The sequence below is a fragment of the Vulcanococcus limneticus LL genome (genome assembly GCF_002252705.1).
Taxonomy (GTDB): Bacteria; Cyanobacteriota; Cyanobacteriia; order PCC-6307; family Cyanobiaceae; genus Vulcanococcus; species Vulcanococcus limneticus.
This window is the reverse complement of record NZ_NQLA01000021.1, coordinates 20591-38173: the sequence shown is the minus strand read 5'-3', so window position 1 is coordinate 38173 and position 17583 is coordinate 20591. Positions and strand designations below refer to the sequence as shown.

Here is a 17583-nt window from a genome sequence, read left to right as displayed (position 1 = left end):
CGCATGGGGGATCTGCTGTTTGCGGCCTTCGGCGCGGAAGCGCACCGGTCTGAAGTGCCTGAACCGGAGGCGAATCCCCGGGCCGCGGAGGCCCTCCGGCTGTGGTGGCTGCTCTGGAGCGGCTGCCCCGGCATCGGCTGGCAACGCCTTCAGGCTCTGCAGACGGCGTACGGCAGCCTGGAGCGGGCCTGGGCAGCGCCGCGCAGGGAGCTTCAGGCCCGGCTGGCGCTGGGCAGCGCCGCCAGTGAACGCATCGAGGCCTACCGGCAGCGCTGGGGCGACACGCCGATCCCATCGTCGATCGATGGCCCCACCCGCCGGCGCCTCGCCCAGCGCCGCACCCTGGTGCCGCCGGATGTGGGCTTTCCAGAGGCGGCCAGGAACCTGGAACGCCCGCCGCTGCGGCTGCACTGGCAGGGCAACGGCAGCCTGTGGCGGCCGTTGCGGCGGCGCCAGGCCATTGCCGTGGTGGGCACCCGGCGCCCCTCCCCCCACGGGCTGTCCATGGCCCGGGCCCTTGGCGCCGCCCTGGCCGAGGCCGGCTGGCCGGTGGTAAGCGGCCTGGCCGAGGGGATCGATGCCGCCGTGCACCAGGGATGCCTGGAGCGAGGGGGCCGGCCAGTGGCCGTGCTCGGCACCCACCTGGGGCGGGTCTACCCCCGGCACCACAGCGTCCTGCAGGCGGAGGTCGCCAGGGCCGGGATGTTGGTCAGTGAGCAGGAGCCGGGCGCCACGGTGCGGCCCGGCCACTTTGCCCAGCGCAATCGCCTGCAGGTGGCCCTGGCCCAGGCCCTGGTGGTAGTGGAATGCCCTGTGAATAGCGGGGCCCTGCACTCGGCCGAGCTGGCCTGGAGCGAGAGCCTGCCCCTGTGGGTGGTGCCCGCCGATGCCGGCAAGCAGTCGGCACTGGGGAGCAACCGCCTACTGGCCAGCGGCGCCACCGTGTTGCTGGATCCCGCCGATCTGATCCGCTCCCTGGGGCCGGGCCCACTGGCACGGCGGGTGCCCTCCGCTCGCCTAGCGCAGCCCGCCAAGGATCGCCAGGCCAGCGATGGACCAGACGGGAACGCCGCCGAGGTGCCAGAAGCGATCGGCCTGTTGGAGGCGCTGGGGGCAGGCGCCTCGCTGGAACAGCTGTGCAGCCGGCTGGGTCAGGGGCCGAGCCAGGTCACCCGGGCGCTGCTGGGCCTGGAGCTCACCGGTCAGATCAGGGCCGAACCCGGCCTGTGGTGGCGACCCTGCTGAAGCGCCGGCCACGTCTGCCTAGGGTGCATCCATGGTGCAGCCCCCCCGCCAAAGCGGAAACCCGCAGGGGCCGGGTGAGAACGCAACGGACACCGCCAGCGGGCGCGTGATCTCGGGGGAGGAGCTGCTGGCCTGGCGTCGCCACCAACTGAGCTTGGGCGGCCAGGCCGGCGACCTCGACTGGCTGTTGGATCTGGGTGGCGGCGTGAGATGGCAGTCGCTTCAGGCCCTGCGCCTCCACCCCCAACGGCCCGTACGACTGCAGCGAAATCTGGCAGAGCTGGAACAGCTCTGGGGTGAACACCTGCGCAGCGCCGCCCCCCTGCAATATCTGGTGGGGATCTGTCCGTGGCGGGATTTGGAGCTGCAGGTTGCTCCCGGGGTGCTGATCCCGCGCCAGGAAACCGAGCTGCTCGTGGAGCTCGCGCTCGCAGGCGTGGATCCCCGGACACCGCACCGCTGGGCCGACCTCGGCACCGGCTCCGGCTGCCTCGCCGTGGCCCTGGCACGCTGCCTGCCCCAGAGCCAGGGCCTGGCCGTGGACCTGAGCCCCGACGCCCTGGTCCAGGCTGAAGCCAACCTGGCGCGGGCCCAGGTGGGCGACCGGGTGCAGCTACGCCAAGGCAGCTGGTGGGAGCCACTGCGTGAGCTCTGGGGCCGGCTGGATCTGGTGGTGAGCAATCCGCCGTACATCCCCACAGCCGTGTGGGAGCAGCTCGAGCCGGTGGTGCGGCATCACGAGCCCGCCCTGGCCCTCGATGGCGGCGGCGATGGCCTGGACGCAATCCGCCAGCTGGCGGCGGGAGCCGCGCAGGCCCTGGCACCCGGCGGCTGGCTGCTACTGGAGCACCACCACGACCAGAGTGACACCGTGCGGAACCTGCTCAGAAGCGGTGGCCTGGTGGATGTGGAAGCCCACCACGACCTGGAAGGCCGCTGGCGCTTTGCCCGCGGACGGCGCCCCCATGCCGCAGTGCCCCTCACCTAGACCAACAGCCACGAGCGCCACCTTGCGCCCTCTGCCGACTCAGCCGTGACCTCGCGTCCCCAAGCCGGATCCAGCCACTCCCCCGAGGCCAGGGCGTGCATCCCCGCCGCGCTCGATGCCGCCACCCTGAACCACCACATACGGGCGGGAGCGGCAGCCCTCTTCCCCACCGATACCCTGCCTGCCCTGGCGGCCAGGCCCGAGACCGCCTCCCAGCTCTGGGAGCTGAAGGACCGGCCCAGCCACAAGCCTGTGATCCTCATGGGGGCTGGCCTCGAGGAGTTGCTGGAGCAGCTGGGACTGCCGGTCGTGCCCGCCTGGCGCGAACTGGCAGAGGCCCAGTGGCCAGGGGGGCTCACCCTGGTTCTGCCAGCCCGGGGCCCGCTGCTGGAGCAGCTGAACCCTGGAGGCAACAGCCTGGGACTGCGGGTGCCGGCGTGCCCAATGGCCCTGGAGCTGCTGCGGCTAACGGGACCACTGGCCACCACCAGCGCCAACAGATCCGGAGAACCCCCGTGCCTGACGGCCAGCGAGGCGCACGAGCGGTTCCCAGACGTGTCGTTACTGGCACCTACGCCCTGGCCGCCGGGTTCCGGTCAGGCCAGCACCGTGGTGGCATGGGGCGGCGCAGGCCATTGGCAGCTGCTTCGCCAGGGCGCCGTATCGCTGCCATCGCCCTTGGGCTCCCCCAGGAGCTGAGCCGCCATGCCCTGGCTGATGCTTCTGGTGGTGGCCGTGATGGGCCTGAACCACTGGCTGATGGAGCCGCTGCTCAAGCTGGGCACCGGGTTGTTTGAGGGCCGGAGCATCGGCTGGCTGCTGCTTGGGGTAGTGGTCTGGATCACCGCCGGCAGCGTCGCCCCGAAGCGCTGAGCAACGGCCAACAAAAAACCCCTGGCCGAAGCCAGGGGTTTCAAGCGTCCCTCAAGGGAGCAAGGCGGCGTTGGAGAGGCCGACCATACGGTCGGCCAAGGCCATCAGCCGAACTTGCCGGAAGTTGAGGCGATCAGGAAGGCGGCGTAGGTCACGAAGTAACCGACGGTGAAGTGGGCCAGACCCACCACACGGGCCTGAACGATCGAGAGGGCGACGGGCTTATCGCGCCAGCCCACCAGGTTGGCGAGCGGGGTGCGCTGATGCGCCCAGACGATGGTCTCGATCAGTTCCTGCCAGTAGCCACGCCAGGAGATCAGGAACATGAAGCCGGTGGCCCAGATCAGGTGACCGAACAGGAACATCCAGGACCAGACAGCCAGGTTGTTCGTGCCAAACGGGTTGTATCCGTTGATCAGCTGAGAGGAGTTGAGCCACAGGTAGTCGCGGAACCAGCCCATCAGATAGGTGCTGGATTCGTTGAACTGAGCCACGTTGCCCTGCCAAATGGCGAGGTGCTTCCAATGCCAGTAGAAGGTGACCCAACCCACGGTGTTCAGGGCCCAGAAGACAGCCAGATAGAAGGCGTCCCAGGCCGAGATGTCGCAAGTACCGCCACGGCCGGGGCCGTCGCAGGGGAAGGAGTAGCCGAAGTCCTTCTTGTCGGGCATCAGCTTGGAACCCCGGGCATCCAGGGCACCCTTCACCAGGATCAGGGTGGTGGTGTGCAGACCCAGCGCGATGGCGTGGTGCACAAGGAAGTCACCAGGGCCGATCGGCAGGAACAGATCGGTGGTGCCGTTGATGGCATCCAGCCAATAGTGGTCGCCGGCGATGTTGGCCGAAGCCAGGCTGGCGGCACTGTTGGGGTTGGAGAGCAGCACGTCGAAGCCATAGATCGCCTTGCCGGAAGCGGCTTGAACGAACTGGGCGAAGACGGGCTCCACAAGGATCTGCTTCTCGGGAGCACCGAAAGCCACGACCACATCGTTGTGAACGTAGAGACCCAGAGTGTGGAAACCGAGGAACAAGGACACCCAGCTCAGGTGGCTGATGATGGCTTCCTTGTGCTCGAGCATCCGAGCCAACACGTTGTCCTTGTTGGCTTCCGGGTCGTAGTCGCGGATGAAGAAGATCGCACCGTGGGCAAAAGCACCCGTCATCAGGAAGATGGCGATGTACTGGTGGTGCGTGTAGAGGGCAGCCTGGGTGGTGTAGTCCTTAGCGATGAACGCATAGGACGGCATCGCATACATGTGCTGTGCCACCAAGCTCGTCACCACGCCCAGGGAGGCCAGGGCCAGACCCAGTTGGAAGTGGAGCGAGTTGTTGATGGTGTCGTACAGACCCTTGTGGCCAGCGCCCAGGTCACCAGGGGTGCCCTTGGGGGGGTTGTGGGCTTCGAGGATCTCGCGGATCGAGTGACCGATCCCGAAGTTGGTGCGATACATGTGACCGGCGATCACGAAGATCACGCCGATCGCCAGGTGGTGGTGGGCGATGTCCGTGAGCCACAGGGCTTCGCTCTGGGGGTGGAAACCACCGAGGAAGGTGAGGATCGCGGTACCGGAGCCGGTGCTGCTGCCGAACACCTGGTTCAGGGAATCAGGGTTCTGGGCATACACACCCCAGTTGCCGGTGAAGAACGGAGCCAGACCGGCGGGGTGGGGCAGGACGTTCAGGAAGTTGTCCCAACCGACGTGCTGACCGCGGGACTCGGGGATGGCCACGTGGACCAGGTGACCGGTCCAGGCGATGGAGCTGAAGCCGAACAGAACCGCCAGGTGGTGGTTGAGACGGGATTCAGCGTTCTTGAACCAGGCCAGGGAAGGCCGGAACTTGGGCTGCAGGTGCAGCCAGCCAGCGAACAGGGCCCAAGCCGAAAGGATCAGCAGGAAGATCGAACCCTGGTAGAGCTCGGCGTTGGTGCGCATGCCGATCGTGTACCACCAGTGGTACACGCCGGAGTACGCAATGTTCACCGGGGAGGTGGCACCAGCCTGAGTGAAGGCGGTGATGGCACCCTGGCCGAAGTGGGGATCCCAGATCGCGTGGGCGATGGGACGGACATGCAGAGGATCGGCGACCCACTGCTCAAAGTTGCCCTGCCAGGCGACGTGGAACAGGTTGCCCGAAACCCAGAGGCCGATGATCGCGAGGTGACCGAAGTGGGTGGAGAAGAGCTTTTGGTAAAGCTTCTCCTCCGTCATTCCGTCATGGCTCTCGAAGTCGTGAGCCGTGGCGATCCCGTACCAAATACGACGGGTTGTCGGGTCCTGTGCCAGACCCTGGCTGAACGAAGGAAATTTCGTTGCCATTGGGAAAGGTCAGGTGAGGTCAGCCGACCGCAATGATGCGGGCCAGGAAGAAGGACCAGGTGGTCGCGATACCGCCCAGCAGATAGTGGGCGACACCAACGGCACGGCCCTGGGTGATCGAGAGCGCCCGCGGCTGAATAGCGGGAGCAACCTTCAGCTTGTTGTGAGCCCAGACGATGGACTCGATGAGCTCCTGCCAGTAGCCGCGGCCGCTGAACAGGAACATCAGGCTGAACGCCCAGACGAAGTGGGCACCCAGGAACATCAGACCGTAGGCGCTGCTGGCAGAGCCATAGCTGTTGATCACCTGTGCGGCCTGGGCCCACAGGAAGTCACGCAGCCAGCCGTTGATCGTGATGGCGCTCTGGGCAAAGTTGCCGTTGGTGATGTGGGACACGGAACCGTCTGCGTTGACGGTGCCCCACACATCGCTCTGCATCTTCCAGGAGAAGTGGAAGATGACGATCGACAGGGAGTTGTACATCCAGAACAGGCCCAGGAACACGTGGTCCCAAGCCGAAACCTGGCAGGTACCGCCACGGCCGGGGCCGTCGCAGGGGAAGCGGAAGCCCAGGTTCGCCTTGTCGGGGACGAGGCGGGAGCTGCGCGCGTAGAGCACACCCTTCAGCAGGATCAGCACGGTGACGTGGATCGTGAAGGCATGGATGTGGTGGACGAGGAAGTCGGCCGTTCCCAGGGGGATCGGACCGGCGGCCACCTTGCCGCCAACGGCCACGATGGAACCGTTGAACACTTCGCTCACTCCAGCCAGGGAGTTGGGAGCGGTGCTGCCAGCGGCAGCGGCATGCAGACCCTGAATCCACTGCGCGAAGACGGGCTTCAGGGCAATGGCGGAGTCGCTGAACATGTCCTGGGGACGGCCCAGGGCACGCATGGTGTCGTTGTGGATGTAGAGGCCGAAGCTGTGGAAGCCGAGCCAGATGCACACCCAGTTGAGGTGGCTGATCAGGGCGTCGCGGGCCTTCAGCACCCGATCCAGCACGTTATCCACGTGCTTAGCAGGGTCGTAGTCGCGGATCAGGGCGATGGCGGCGTGGGCGCCGGCACCAACGATCAGGAAGCCACCGATCCAAGTGTGGTGCGTGAAGATCGACAGCTGGGTCGGGTAGTCGATGCCGATGTAGGGATACGGAGGCATCGCATACATGTGCTGAGCCACGATGATGCTCAGCGAGCCGAACAGGGCCAGGTTCACCGCCAGCTGGGCATGCCAGGAGGTGGTGAGGAACTCGTAGAGACCGTCGTGGCCCTTGGAGGCCGGGAACAGCAGGGGATCACCCTTCTGACCCTCGAGAATCTCCTTGATGCTGTGGCCGATGCCCCAGTTGGTGCGGTACTGGTGGCCGGCGACGATGAACAGCACCGCAATCGCCAGGTGGTGATGGGCGATGTCGGTCATCCACAGGCTGCCGGTCACAGGATTCAGACCACCCTTGAAGGTGAGGAAATCGCTGTAGGCCGCCCAGTTACCGGTGAAGAAGGCATTGATGCCGGCACCGAAACCTGGGAACAATTGCGCGATGAGATCCTGGTTGAGGAACTCATGGGGCAGGGGGATGTCCGCGTAGGTGGCGATGGTCTTGCCGTTGAGCACCAGCGGTTTGCCGGCGTCGATGGCATCCATCAGCGCAGTGGTGGGCAGGGACACATGAATCAGGTGCCCCGTCCAGGACAGGGAGCCCAGACCAAGCAGACCGGCCAGATGGTGGTTGAGCATCGACTCAACGTTCTGGAACCACTCAAGCTTGGGAGCTGCTTTGTGGTAGTGGAAGACGCCTGCGTTGAGCATCAGGCCAGCGAACACCAGAGCACCGATGGCCAGGGCCAGCAGTTGGGTTTCGTTGGTGATGCCCCAGGCCCTCCACACGTGGAAGAGACCGGAGGTGATCTGAATGCCGTGGAAACCGGCACCCACATCGCCATTGAGGATCTCCTGGCCGAAGATCGGCCAGACCACCTGCGCACTGGGCTTGACGTGCGTGGGGTCGGTGAGCCAGCCGGAGTAGTTGGAGAAGCGGGCTCCGTGGTAGAAGGCGCCGCTCAACCAGATGAAGATGACGGCCAGGTGACCGAAGTGGGCCGAAAAGATCTTCCGGCTGACCTCTTCGAGATCACTGGTGTGGCTATCGAAGTCGTGAGCGTTGGCGTGGAGGTTCCAAACCCAGGTGGTGGTTTTGGGACCCTTGGCGAGGCTGCGATCGAAGTGGCCGGGCTTGCCGAACAGTTCGAAGGTGGCCGGGTTGTTCACCCGGTCGACCTGGGCCTTCGCCGTTTTCCCACGCTCTGGTGGGCTGATGGTCATCGAGACGTTCCTCGAGGGACGGGGTCGAGGTGGAGGTCCACCCCTCCGGACCGGACCGGAAAGCCGGGAGCCGAGACCGGTGGAGCCACATGGACCGGACGGGGTGACCGTCCAGGGCCATGGGCGCCAGCCGGGGCAAGGGCTGCGACAGGAGCCGAAACCGCTTGCCACGACTGGAGCTTGGGGCCCCAAAGAGGGGACCGCTGGCGTGAGTATAAAGGCGATCTCTAAGCCTCCTGGGCGGGGAGTTACAAAGGTTCAATCCCGGCCCGAGCCAGTCAGGGACTGCGCTCTCGGCCAGGGAGAGAATCATCGGAAACAGGCTGATTAGAGGCCTTCTTTTATCTCACCCGCAAAGATCTTTGTGGGATTCGCTTTGGTCTTCCGACCGGGCTCGGGCCGCGCTGCAGAATGCGCCCACAAGCACCCCATACATAGGAGGAGAAGCCGGCATGGTGGCTGCGCTGCTTCGGGCCCTGATGGCCTTGGTGCTGGTGGGGTTGATCCTGGTGGACAGCGGCTGCAGCCGGGTCGGCCAGGCCCCGACGCCAGCAGCGCAGGCTCCGATCGCCGGGACCGCGCCGACCGGCCGACTGCAGGAGGTCTCCCCGCCGCCGCTGGTGCGCCAGCTGGCCGAGCGACTGGAGGAGCGGGATCCGCAGTTGGAGATCCTGGCCCCCGCCGATGGGGCCCTGCTGCCCGCCGGTCCCTGGAGCCTCCGGCTGCGGCTGCGCGACTGGCCCCTGGCGGATGCGGGTCCCCTGGGCCTGGGCCCCCATCTGGTGGTCCAGGTGGACGGGCAAACCGTGCGGCGCCTGAGCCACCCGGACGAGCTCCGGGAGCTGAGCCTGCCCGAGCTGGCCCCCGGCAGCCACCGGGTCACCGTCTATGCGGCCCGACCCTGGGGTGAGGCGGTGAAGAGCCCAGGCGCCAGCCGTCAGGTCCGGCTGCACCGGGTGGCTGCCAACCCCCAGCAGCTGCCCGCCCCCGGCAGTGCCCAACTGGTTCTGGCCAGCCCCGACGGCCTGGCGGAGGCCGAGCCGGTGCTGATCGACTGGCTACTGTTCGATGCCCCCCTGCAGAACCTGCGCGAGGGCGACGGTCGCTGGCGCCTGCGGGTGACCGTGAACGGCGACAGTTTCCTGGTGGACCGCCACGCCCCGCTCTGGCTGCGGGGGCTGACCAGCGGCAGCAATGCCCTGCAGTTGGAGCTGCTGGACGGGCGCGGCGAGCCCCTGAACAGCCCCTTCAACAGCCTGGTGCGGGAGGTTCAGATCCAACCGGGGCCGCGGCCTGGCTGGCTGCGCGGCAGCCTGACGCCGTTGGAGCTGGATCAGCTCAGCGGCCTGGCTCCCGTGGACGCGGGCGAGGGTGGAATTGAAGACGACCAGCAAGGCCTGGGAGAGGAGATCGAACGCAGCGGGCGCCAAACCGGCAAGAGCCAAGACGGGATTGCCGGAAGCGGCGCGGCGAGACCCGGGAGCATCACTCCGGCGGCCCCCCAGACTCCGCAGTCCGGCGCGGGCCTACTGCAGCAGGCCGCCCCCGAGATCGGCGCCGAGCGTGGGTCCGAATCCGAGGGGGCTGGGGCTTCCGCCCCCACAGCCCCAGGGCCCGCAAACACCCCACCAGCAACGAGCGCACCGCCAACAGCCTTCGAAAGTCGGCCCGAACCCACAGGCTCGGCCGCAGAACGCCCCGATGGCCAGACGGCGAGCCCTGAGGTTTCGCCTCCTGCCGCCCCGGAGGCTGATGAGGCCGACGCAATGGCCACGGCTGCTCCCCCCATGGCCGCCAGCAACGATTGGGCACCCGACGCCGAAAACCAGACAACGCAGGCCCCGGCGGCGGAGGCCAGCCCGGCCCGAGAGGCTCTCACCAGCTCGGAAGCAGTCGCAGGGGAACCCAGCGCGACAGATTCGGCTCCGGAGCCGCGCCAAGCCTCCAACGATGCGGCCGCGCCCCAGCCGCCTGCGACCCCGGCGGCGCCCCCCCAGACACCACCACCACCCGCCCAGTCCGCGGCTCCCAGCCCCGTCGAGGAGCGAATTGCGCCCAGCACCGGCCTGGCCGGCTCCGCACGACAGCTGGTGAACGCCGATGGCTCCCTCGTGAAGCCCAAGGGCTCCGGCCCCCTGGCCCGCCTGCGCGAGAGGCTGCAGCGATGAGCATCCCCGGGACCGGCCAAGACCCCACCCTGCGCTGGGGCTTTGGCCTCGGCGGCGCCGGCCTTCCCCTGCTGCGGCGCCTGCTGGCGGCAGGCCTGATCGATCGGATCGCCCTGCCGCCCCAGCCGGGCGAGGGCATCTCCGCCCAGCCTGAAACCACCCCCCCGAGGGCCAACGAGTGCGACTGGGCGGCCCGCAGCCTGGGGGAGCTGCTGGCCAGTGAGTGGCCACGCAGCCAGGCCTTTGTGGCGGTTGGGGCCTGTGGCGCCATCACCCGACTGATCGCTCCGCTGCTGGGGGACAAGACCAGCGATCCGGCCGTGGTGGTGCTCGATCCCGCCGGCCGTTATGCCATCCCCCTGATCGGGGGCCACGCCGGCGGCGCGGAGGTGCTGAGCCAGCGGATCGCCGCAGTGCTGGGCGGCGAGGCCGTGCTGACGGGCGCCAGCAGCGGCGACGGTCGCCTGGCCCTCGACAGCTTCGGCCGGGCCTGGGGATGGCGGCGCGGCAGCGGCGACTGGGACGCACTGATGAAGGGCTTCGCCCGCGGTGAGCCGATCGCCGTGGCGCAGCAGGCGGGCAACGGCCGCTGGCGGCAGCTCGACGCAGCCCAGGGGCTGCTGTCCGAGCCCGAGTCGGTTGAGCAGGACCACCCCCAGGAAGCGGCCGTGGCTAGACGGCTGGTGGTGGCCGCAGAGCGGGGTGATGGCTGCCGCTGGCACCCCCCCAGCCTCTGGCTTGGGGTGGGCTGCGAACGCAACACCAGCCTGAGCCTGCTGGAGCGGATGGTGGACGGAGCCCTGGCGGAACAGGGGCTGGCCGCTGAAGCCGTAGCCGGCCTGGCCAGCGCAGATCGCAAGGCCGATGAACCGGCCCTGCTGCAGCTGGCCGAACGGCGGGGATGGCCCCTGCGCTGCTTTGAAGCCGAAGCCCTGAACGCCGTGGCGGTGCCGAATCCATCGGCCGTCGTGGCCGCCGAGCTGGGCACCGCCAGCGTGGCCGAGGCTGCCGCTCTGCTGGCGGCCGGCCCGGGCGCCCAGCTGCGGCTGGAAAAACGGATCGAGCGCCCTGGGGCTGGCGAGCGGGGCGCCGCCACCCTGGCCATCGCCGCGGCCGCTAGCCAGTGGGCGCCGCAGCGCGGTCAGCTGCACCTGATCGGCAGCGGCCCCGGCAGCCTGGAGCTGCTCACCCCCGACGCCCGCCGCGCCCTGGCGGAGAGCCATGTCTGGGTGGGGTATGGCCTCTACCTGGATCTACTGGAGCCGCTGCGGCGGCCCGATCAGCTGCGCAGCGATGGCCAGCTCACCCAGGAGCGGGAGCGCTGCCGCGAGGCCCTGGAGATGGCCTGCCAGGGGCTCACGGTGGCGCTGATCTCCTCCGGCGACAGCGGGATCTACGGCATGGCTGGCCTGGCCCTCGAGCAGTGGATGGCCCTGGAGGCCGGCGATCGCCCCGGCTTCACCGTGCACCCCGGCATCTCGGCGCTGCAGCTGGCGGCGGCCAGGGCCGGTGCCCCGCTGATGCACGACTTCTGCACCGTCAGCCTCAGCGACCGCCTCACCCCATGGGCGGTGATCGAGCAGCGGCTGCGGGCAGCGGCCGCCGGCGACTTCGTGGTGGCGCTCTACAACCCCCGCTCCCGCGGCCGCGACTGGCAACTGGGCCGAGCCCGCGAGCTGCTGCTGGAGGGCGGTCGGCCGGCACAGACCCCGGTGGTGCTGGCGCGCCAGCTGGGCCGGCAGGAGGAGCAGGTGAGCCTGCACACCCTGGGGGATCTGCCCCTGGAGCAGGTGGACATGCTCACCCTGGTGCTGATCGGCAACGCCAGCAGTCGGGTGGCGGGCGGCCGCCTGGTGACGCCCCGCGGGTACCCCGGCGCCGAGCTGGCCTGAGGGGCCGCGGGCCGGTGCAGGCTCAGGTGAGGAGAAGAGTCGGGATGACAGGATTCGAACCTGCGGCCCCTTCGTCCCGAACGAAGTGCGCTACCAAGCTGCGCTACATCCCGATGGGGGGAGTGTAGGAGATGGCCCTCCCACACACCCCGGGCCCGCCGTGCTGGTGGCGGGGCAACCAGGGGCAGGAGAGCCAGGGGATCGGGGCCGCTTTCTAGAGTCGGTGGCCGCCACACCTCCGGGAGGTCCGCCGCCTTGCTCAAACCCGACTGGCTGCGTGTCAAGGCTCCCCAGCGGGAACGGATCGGCGAGGTGGCCGACCTGCTGCTGGATCTGAAGCTCAACACCGTCTGCCAGGAGGCCAGCTGCCCCAACATCGGCGAGTGCTTCGCCGGCGGCACGGCCACCTTCCTGATCATGGGGCCGGGCTGCACCCGTGCCTGCCCCTACTGCGACATCGACTTCGACAAGAGCGTGCGGGCGCTCGATCCCAGCGAGCCCGAGCGCCTGGGTGAGGCGGTGGCTCGACTGGGGCTCAAGCACGTGGTGATCACCTCGGTGAACCGCGACGACCTGGACGATGGAGGGGCCAGTCAGTTCGTCGCCTGCATCGAGCAGGTGCGGGCCCGCTCACCGCTCACGACGATCGAGCTGCTGATCCCGGATTTCTGCGGCAACTGGGAGGCGCTTGCCGCCGTGATGGAGGGCGCCCCGGAGGTGCTCAACCACAACATCGAAACCGTGCCGCGGCTCTACAAGAAGGCACGGCCCCAGGGGATCTACGGGCGCTCCCTGGAGCTTCTGCAACGCGTGCGCAGCGGCTGGCCGCGCACTTACACCAAATCGGGCCTGATGACCGGTCTGGGTGAAACCGACGCCGAGGTGCTTGAGGTGATGGCAGATCTGCGCCGACACCAGGTGGACATCGTGACCATCGGCCAGTACCTCTCTCCCGGCCCCAAGCACCTGCCAGTGGACCGGTTCGTGACCCCCGAGCAATTCGAGGACTTCCGCCGCCACGGCGAGGAGGCCCTGGGCTTCCTGCAGGTGGTGAGCACGCCCCTCACCCGCAGCAGCTACCACGCCGGCGAGGTGCAGCGGCTGATGCGGCAGTACCCCCGCTAGGCCGCCACCGCCTCCCGCTCGGCCAGGCCCACTGTCGCTTTCTCGCTGGGGGGCACCAGCACTTTGAAGCGGGCCTTCCAGCTGCTCCAATCGGACAGGATCGCCGCGGCCTTGGCACTGCCGGTGGCCTGCAGATGGGCCTCCAGCAGGGGCCTCAGCAGGGCTTCCTGCTCAGGGGTAGTGAGATTGGCGATCGCCACGATCTCGGGGTTCACCCGCTCCGTCAGGCCGCCGCTCTCATCCAGCAGGAAGGCCACGCCACCGGTCATGCCGGCAGCCACGTTGCGCCCCGTGGAGCCCAGCACCACCACAACGCCGCCCGTCATGTACTCGCAGCAGTGGTCACCGGCGCCCTCCACCACGGTGCGGGCACCGCTGTTGCGCACGGCGAAGCGCTCACCGGCGCGGCCCAGGGCGAACAGCTCGCCGCCGGTGGCGCCGTAGAGGCAGGTGTTACCCAGGATCACCTGGCTACCGGGATCCTGCACGCCGGCGGGGGGCACCACGGTGAGGCGACCGCCGTTGAGGCCCTTGCCCACATAGTCGTTGGCTTCGCCCACCAGGCGCACGTTCATGCCCTGGAGCACGAAGGCCCCGAAGCTCTGGCCTGCGGCGCCCTCGTAGGTGAGATCGAGCTGGCCCTGAAAACCGGTGTTGCCATGGCGCGCGGCAATCTCGCCCGAGAGGCGGGCGCCCACGCTGCGGTCGGTGTTCACGATCGCCAGGGTGCGGGCCAGGCGGCCGTGGCCCTCGATGGCCGCCAACACCTCGGCATCGGCCAGGAGCTGGTCTTCCAGGATCGGGCCGTTGCCGTGGGCCGCCGCGTCGTGCTGCAGCCAGGCGCGATCGGCCGCCGCCGGGATCGGATCGATCAGGCAGGAGAGATCGAGGGCCTTGGTCTTGGCCAGCTGCACGGTGCGGGCCTGCAGCAGTTCGGTGCGGCCGATCAGGTCTTCGAGGCGGACCACGCCGAGCACGCTCAGCAGCTGACGCACCTCCTCGGCCACGAACAGGAAGAAGTTCACCACGTGCTCAGGCACGCCTGGGAAGCGCTTGCGCAGGTTCTCCTTCTGGGTGGCCACGCCCACCGGGCAGTTGTTGGTGTGACAGACGCGGGCCATGATGCAGCCCTCAGCGATCATCGCCACCGAGCCGAAGCCGTATTCCTCGGCGCCCAGCAGGGCGGCGATGATCACGTCCCAGCCGGTCTTGAGACCGCCATCGGCGCGGAGCAGCACCCGGTCGCGCAGGCCGTTCTCGAGCAGGGACCGGTGCACCTCGGTGAGGCCCAGCTCCCAGGGACCGCCGGCGTGCTTGATCGAGCTCAGGGGCGAGGCACCGGTGCCGCCGTCGTGGCCGGAGATCTGGATCACATCGGCGTTGGCCTTGGCCACGCCGGCGGCGATGGTGCCGATGCCGATCTCGGCCACCAGTTTCACGCTCACCTTGGCGGCGGGGTGCACCTGGTGCAGGTCGTGGATCAGCTGGGCCAGATCCTCGATCGAATAGATGTCGTGGTGGGGCGGCGGCGAGATCAGCGCCACGCCGGCCTTGCTGTTGCGCAGCCAGGCGATGTAGGGGTCCACCTTCGGACCGGGCAGCTGCCCCCCCTCGCCGGGCTTGGCCCCCTGGGCCACCTTGATCTCCAGCTGGCGACCGCTGCGCAGATACTCCGGGGTCACGCCGAAACGGCCTGAGGCGATCTGCTTGATCGCCGAGCAGGCGGTGTCGCCGTTGCGGAGACCCTTGATCGTGGGCAGGGTGCTGGAACGGCCCTCGGCATCGACGTCGTCGAGCACCTTGAAGCGGGCCGGATCCTCGCCGCCCTCGCCGCTGTTGCTCTTGCCGCCGATGCGGTTCATGGCGATGGCCAGCACCTCATGGGCCTCCCGCGAGAGGGCCCCGAGGCTCATGCCGCCGGTGCAGAAGCGGCTGCAGATGCTCTCCACGCTCTCCACCTGCTCGATCGGCAGGGGCGCGGGCGCGGGCTTGAGCTCCAGCAGGTCGCGCAGGGCCGTGACCGGCCGGTTCTCCAGCAGGGTCTTGTAGGTGGAGAAGTGGTCGTAGCCGGGGCCCGCCTTGACGGCCGCGTGCAGGGCCTTGGCCATCTCCGGGCTGTTGAGGTGGTACTCGCCGCCGGTGCGGTACTGCACGAAGCCCATGAACTCGAGCTTGGTGCGGTTCAGCTCGGGGAAGGCCTTGGCATGGAAGCTGAGGGTCTCGCTGGCGAGTTCGCCCAGGCTCAGGCCCGCCACGCGGCTGGTGGTGCCATTGAATGCCAGCTGGATCAGGTCGGCGCCGAGGCCGATCGCCTCGAAGATCTGGGCGCCGTGGTAGCTGGCCAGCAGGGAGATGCCGATCTTGGAGAGGATCTTGCGCAGTCCGTCCTCCAGGGCCTTGCGCACGTTGGCCTGGGCCTGATCGGGACTGATGGCCGGCAACTTGCCGTTTTCGATCAGTTTCTGCACCCGGGGATGGGCCAGCCAGTGGCGGCTGGTCTCCCAGGTGAGCCAGGGACAGACGGCGCTGGCGCCATAGCCGATCAGGCAGGCCAGGTGATGGGTGCTCCAGCATTGGGCCGTGTCCACCACCAAGGACGCCTTTAGCCGCAGGCCCAGGTTGAGCAGATGGTGATGCACCGCCCCCACCGCCAGCAGGGGTGAGATGTAGGTGGTGGTGGCAGTCAGGCCGCCGGGCTGGCCATCGAGGCCCAGCCGATCGGAGAGCACCAGGATCTGGCTGCCGCCGCGCACGGCAGCCTCGGCCTCGGCCCTGAGCCGCTGCACCGCCGCCTCCAGGCCGTCAGGGCCATCGGTGACGGCCATCAGGGTGGAGAGGGTGGTGACGGGCAGGCCCTGCTGGCTCAGCGCCGCCAGCTCCGTCTCATTGAGGATCGGGCTGGCCAGGTGCAGCACCGCCGCTGATGCGGCCTCAGGCCTGAGGGGAGAGCCCCGCTTGCCCAGGTGCATCTCCAGGCTCATCACCAGCTTTTCCCGCAGCGGATCGATCGGCGGGTTGGTGACCTGGGCAAAGCGCTGCTTGAAGTAGTCGTAGAGCAGGTGAGGCTTATCCGAGAGCACAGCCAGGGGAATGTCGTCGCCCATGCAGTAGGTGGGCTCCTTGCCGGCGCCGGCCATGTCCTCGATCACCAGGTCGAAGTCCTCGGCGGTGAAGCCAAAGGCCGTCTGCAGTTGCAGCAGCTCCAGATCGCCGAGCTCCCGCTGCTGGGTCCAGGGATGGGAGCCCAGGCTGCGGCGGTGCTCCGCCAGCCAGGCTCCGTAGGGATGGCGGGCGGCCACCTCGGCCTTCACCTCCCAGTTGCGCAGCAGGCGGCCCTGTTCCAGGTCCACCGCCAGCATCTGGCCGGGGCCGAGGCGCCCTTTTTCGATGATGCGGCTCTCCTCGAGCTCGACCACGCCGGTCTCGGAGCCCATCACCACAAAGCCGTCCCTGGTGATGCAGTAGCGGGCGGGGCGCAGGCCGTTGCGATCGAGGGTCGCCCCCACGCTGCGGCCATCGGCAAACACCAGCAAAGCCGGGCCGTCCCAGGGCTCCTGGGTGCAGGCGGAGTACTCGTAGAAGGCCTGGATCTCGGGCCGATCGGCCAGCTCGGGCTGGTCGCGGAAGGCCTCGGGCACCAGGGTGAGCAGGCTCTCCGTGATCGGCCGGCCACTGCGTACCAGCAGTTCCAGGGTGGCGTCGAGGTTGGCCGAATCGCTGAAGGCCGCGTTCACCACCGGCTTGAGGTCGGCAGCCGCCTCACCCCACACCGCATCGAGGCTGGATTCGGAGGCGCGGGCCCAGTTGAGGTTGCCCAGCAGGGTGTTGATCTCGCCGTTGTGGCCGAGCAGCCGCATCGGCTGGGCCAGGGGCCAGCGGGGCAGGGTGTTGGTGCTGAAGCGGCGGTGGTACACCGCAAAGCTCACGGCGAAGCGCTCGTCGCGCAGGTCTCCGTAGAAGGAGGCGAGCACCTCCGAGCGCACCATTCCCTTGTAGACGACGGTACGGCCGCTCAGCGACGCGAAGTAGAGGTCGCTGGGTCCGTGTCCCCAGGCTTCACGGGCCCGGTCGCCGCAGCGGCGGCGCAGGCGGAACAGCAGGGCCTCGAGGGCATCGCCGGCCACGTCACCAGCCACCAACCACTGCGCGATGTGGGGCGCCGTGCCCAGGGCCAGGGGGCCGAGCACGGACGGCTCCACTGGCACCTCGCGCCAGCCCAGGCTGCGCAGGCCGAGCACGGCGGCCGCCTCATCGCAGAAGGCCTTGGCCTGCTCACGCCTGGCGGCGTCGGCGGGCAGGAACACCATGCCCAGACCGCGAGGGGTGTCGCCCGAGGCGGCCGCCTCGGGCCAGACCGCTTCCAGGAAGCTCCAGGGGATGCCGCACAGGACGCCGGCGCCGTCACCGGAATCGCCATCGCCGCCGCAGCCGCCGCGGTGCTCCATGCAGTCCAGGCCGCGCAGGGCCTGCTGCAGCACCCAGTGGCTGGCCTCCCCCTGCAGGTTGGCCAGGAAGCCCACGCCGCAGGCGTCCTTCTCGCCCGCCACGGCCGCCGGAGCCGGGCTGTCGCAGTGCGGCCAGACGGAGGGGGAGGACTGCGACTTCGACGACTGCGGCATGACCCGGCGACAACCTGGCGGACCGCGGGGGG

The 17583-nt window shown here is 68.7% G+C and carries 10 protein-coding genes and 1 tRNA gene; 7 read left to right on the top strand and 4 right to left on the bottom strand.

Annotated elements, in window-relative coordinates; all coding sequences use genetic code 11:
- Positions 1 to 3 precede the first annotated feature (3 nt).
- From CJZ98_RS09975 to CJZ98_RS18310, 4 genes are all read left to right on the top strand, one after another.
- Entirely contained in the window at positions 4 to 1245 is a 1242-nt protein-coding gene (locus CJZ98_RS09975) for a DNA-processing protein DprA (RefSeq protein ID WP_094590912.1), read from the top strand.
- A 31-nt stretch (positions 1246 to 1276) separates the two neighbouring features.
- On the top strand, positions 1277 to 2233 hold the full coding sequence (gene prmC, locus CJZ98_RS09970; protein ID WP_094590910.1) for a peptide chain release factor N(5)-glutamine methyltransferase: 957 nt from the start codon (positions 1277 to 1279) through the stop codon (positions 2231 to 2233).
- A 99-nt stretch (positions 2234 to 2332) separates the two neighbouring features.
- Positions 2333 to 2932, top strand: coding sequence for an L-threonylcarbamoyladenylate synthase (locus CJZ98_RS09965; protein ID WP_094590948.1), 600 nt, complete (start codon positions 2333 to 2335; stop codon positions 2930 to 2932).
- A gap of 6 nt (positions 2933 to 2938) precedes the next feature.
- Complete coding sequence (locus tag CJZ98_RS18310) at positions 2939 to 3106, top strand: hypothetical protein (RefSeq protein ID WP_157910950.1); 168 nt, start codon at positions 2939 to 2941, stop codon at positions 3104 to 3106.
- Between the two features lie 104 nt (positions 3107 to 3210).
- Here the strand turns inward: CJZ98_RS18310 and psaB are convergent, their stop codons facing one another.
- Together psaB and psaA are read right to left on the bottom strand one after the other, a co-directional pair.
- The gene (gene psaB, locus CJZ98_RS09960) at positions 3211 to 5424 is read right to left on the bottom strand and encodes a photosystem I core protein PsaB (RefSeq protein ID WP_094590908.1); all 2214 of its coding nucleotides are present in this window, start codon (positions 5422 to 5424) and stop codon (positions 3211 to 3213) included.
- Positions 5425 to 5443: 19 nt separating this feature from the next.
- The gene (psaA, locus tag CJZ98_RS09955) at positions 5444 to 7747 is read right to left on the bottom strand and encodes a photosystem I core protein PsaA (protein ID WP_094590906.1); all 2304 of its coding nucleotides are present in this window, start codon (positions 7745 to 7747) and stop codon (positions 5444 to 5446) included.
- A 452-nt stretch (positions 7748 to 8199) separates the two neighbouring features.
- On the opposite strand from psaA, the gene CJZ98_RS09950 reads away from it, so the two are divergent.
- Both CJZ98_RS09950 and cobJ read left to right on the top strand, forming a co-directional pair.
- Positions 8200 to 9915 (top strand): hypothetical protein, encoded by a 1716-nt coding sequence (locus CJZ98_RS09950; protein WP_094590904.1) that lies wholly within the window; start codon positions 8200 to 8202, stop codon positions 9913 to 9915.
- Complete coding sequence (cobJ, locus tag CJZ98_RS09945; protein WP_094590902.1) at positions 9912 to 11807, top strand: precorrin-3B C(17)-methyltransferase; 1896 nt, start codon at positions 9912 to 9914, stop codon at positions 11805 to 11807. The genes CJZ98_RS09950 and cobJ overlap by 4 nt, the downstream gene beginning before the upstream one ends.
- A gap of 39 nt (positions 11808 to 11846) precedes the next feature.
- Here the strand turns inward: cobJ and CJZ98_RS09940 are convergent.
- A tRNA-Pro gene (locus tag CJZ98_RS09940) sits at positions 11847 to 11920 on the bottom strand.
- 142 nt (positions 11921 to 12062) lie between these two features.
- On the opposite strand from CJZ98_RS09940, the gene lipA reads away from it, so the two are divergent.
- Positions 12063 to 12932, top strand: a complete 870-nt coding sequence (gene lipA, locus CJZ98_RS09935) for a lipoyl synthase (protein WP_094590900.1) — start codon at positions 12063 to 12065, stop codon at positions 12930 to 12932.
- On the opposite strand, the gene gltB is transcribed toward lipA, so the two are convergent.
- Positions 12929 to 17551 carry a glutamate synthase large subunit gene (gltB, locus tag CJZ98_RS09930; RefSeq protein ID WP_094590898.1) on the bottom strand — a complete coding sequence of 1541 codons (4623 nt, stop codon included), beginning with the start codon at positions 17549 to 17551 and terminating at the stop codon, positions 12929 to 12931. The genes lipA and gltB overlap by 4 nt on opposite strands.
- Between the last annotated feature and the right edge of the window lie 32 nt (positions 17552 to 17583).

Bases quoted from the DNA above. Each gene is read 5' to 3' on its own strand.
- CJZ98_RS09975 (WP_094590912.1), top strand. From the start codon at position 4: ATGGGGGATCTGCTGTTTGCGGCCTTCGGCGCGGAAGCGCACCGGTCT.
- prmC (WP_094590910.1), top strand. From the start codon at position 1,277: ATGGTGCAGCCCCCCCGCCAAAGCGGAAACCCGCAGGGGCCGGGTGAG.
- CJZ98_RS18310 (WP_157910950.1), top strand. From the start codon at position 2,939: ATGCCCTGGCTGATGCTTCTGGTGGTGGCCGTGATGGGCCTGAACCAC.
- psaB (WP_094590908.1), bottom strand. From the start codon at position 5,424: ATGGCAACGAAATTTCCTTCGTTCAGCCAGGGTCTGGCACAGGACCCG.
- psaA (WP_094590906.1), bottom strand. From the start codon at position 7,747: ATGACCATCAGCCCACCAGAGCGTGGGAAAACGGCGAAGGCCCAGGTC.
- CJZ98_RS09950 (WP_094590904.1), top strand. From the start codon at position 8,200: ATGGTGGCTGCGCTGCTTCGGGCCCTGATGGCCTTGGTGCTGGTGGGG.
- cobJ (WP_094590902.1), top strand. From the start codon at position 9,912: ATGAGCATCCCCGGGACCGGCCAAGACCCCACCCTGCGCTGGGGCTTT.
- gltB (WP_094590898.1), bottom strand. From the start codon at position 17,551: ATGCCGCAGTCGTCGAAGTCGCAGTCCTCCCCCTCCGTCTGGCCGCAC.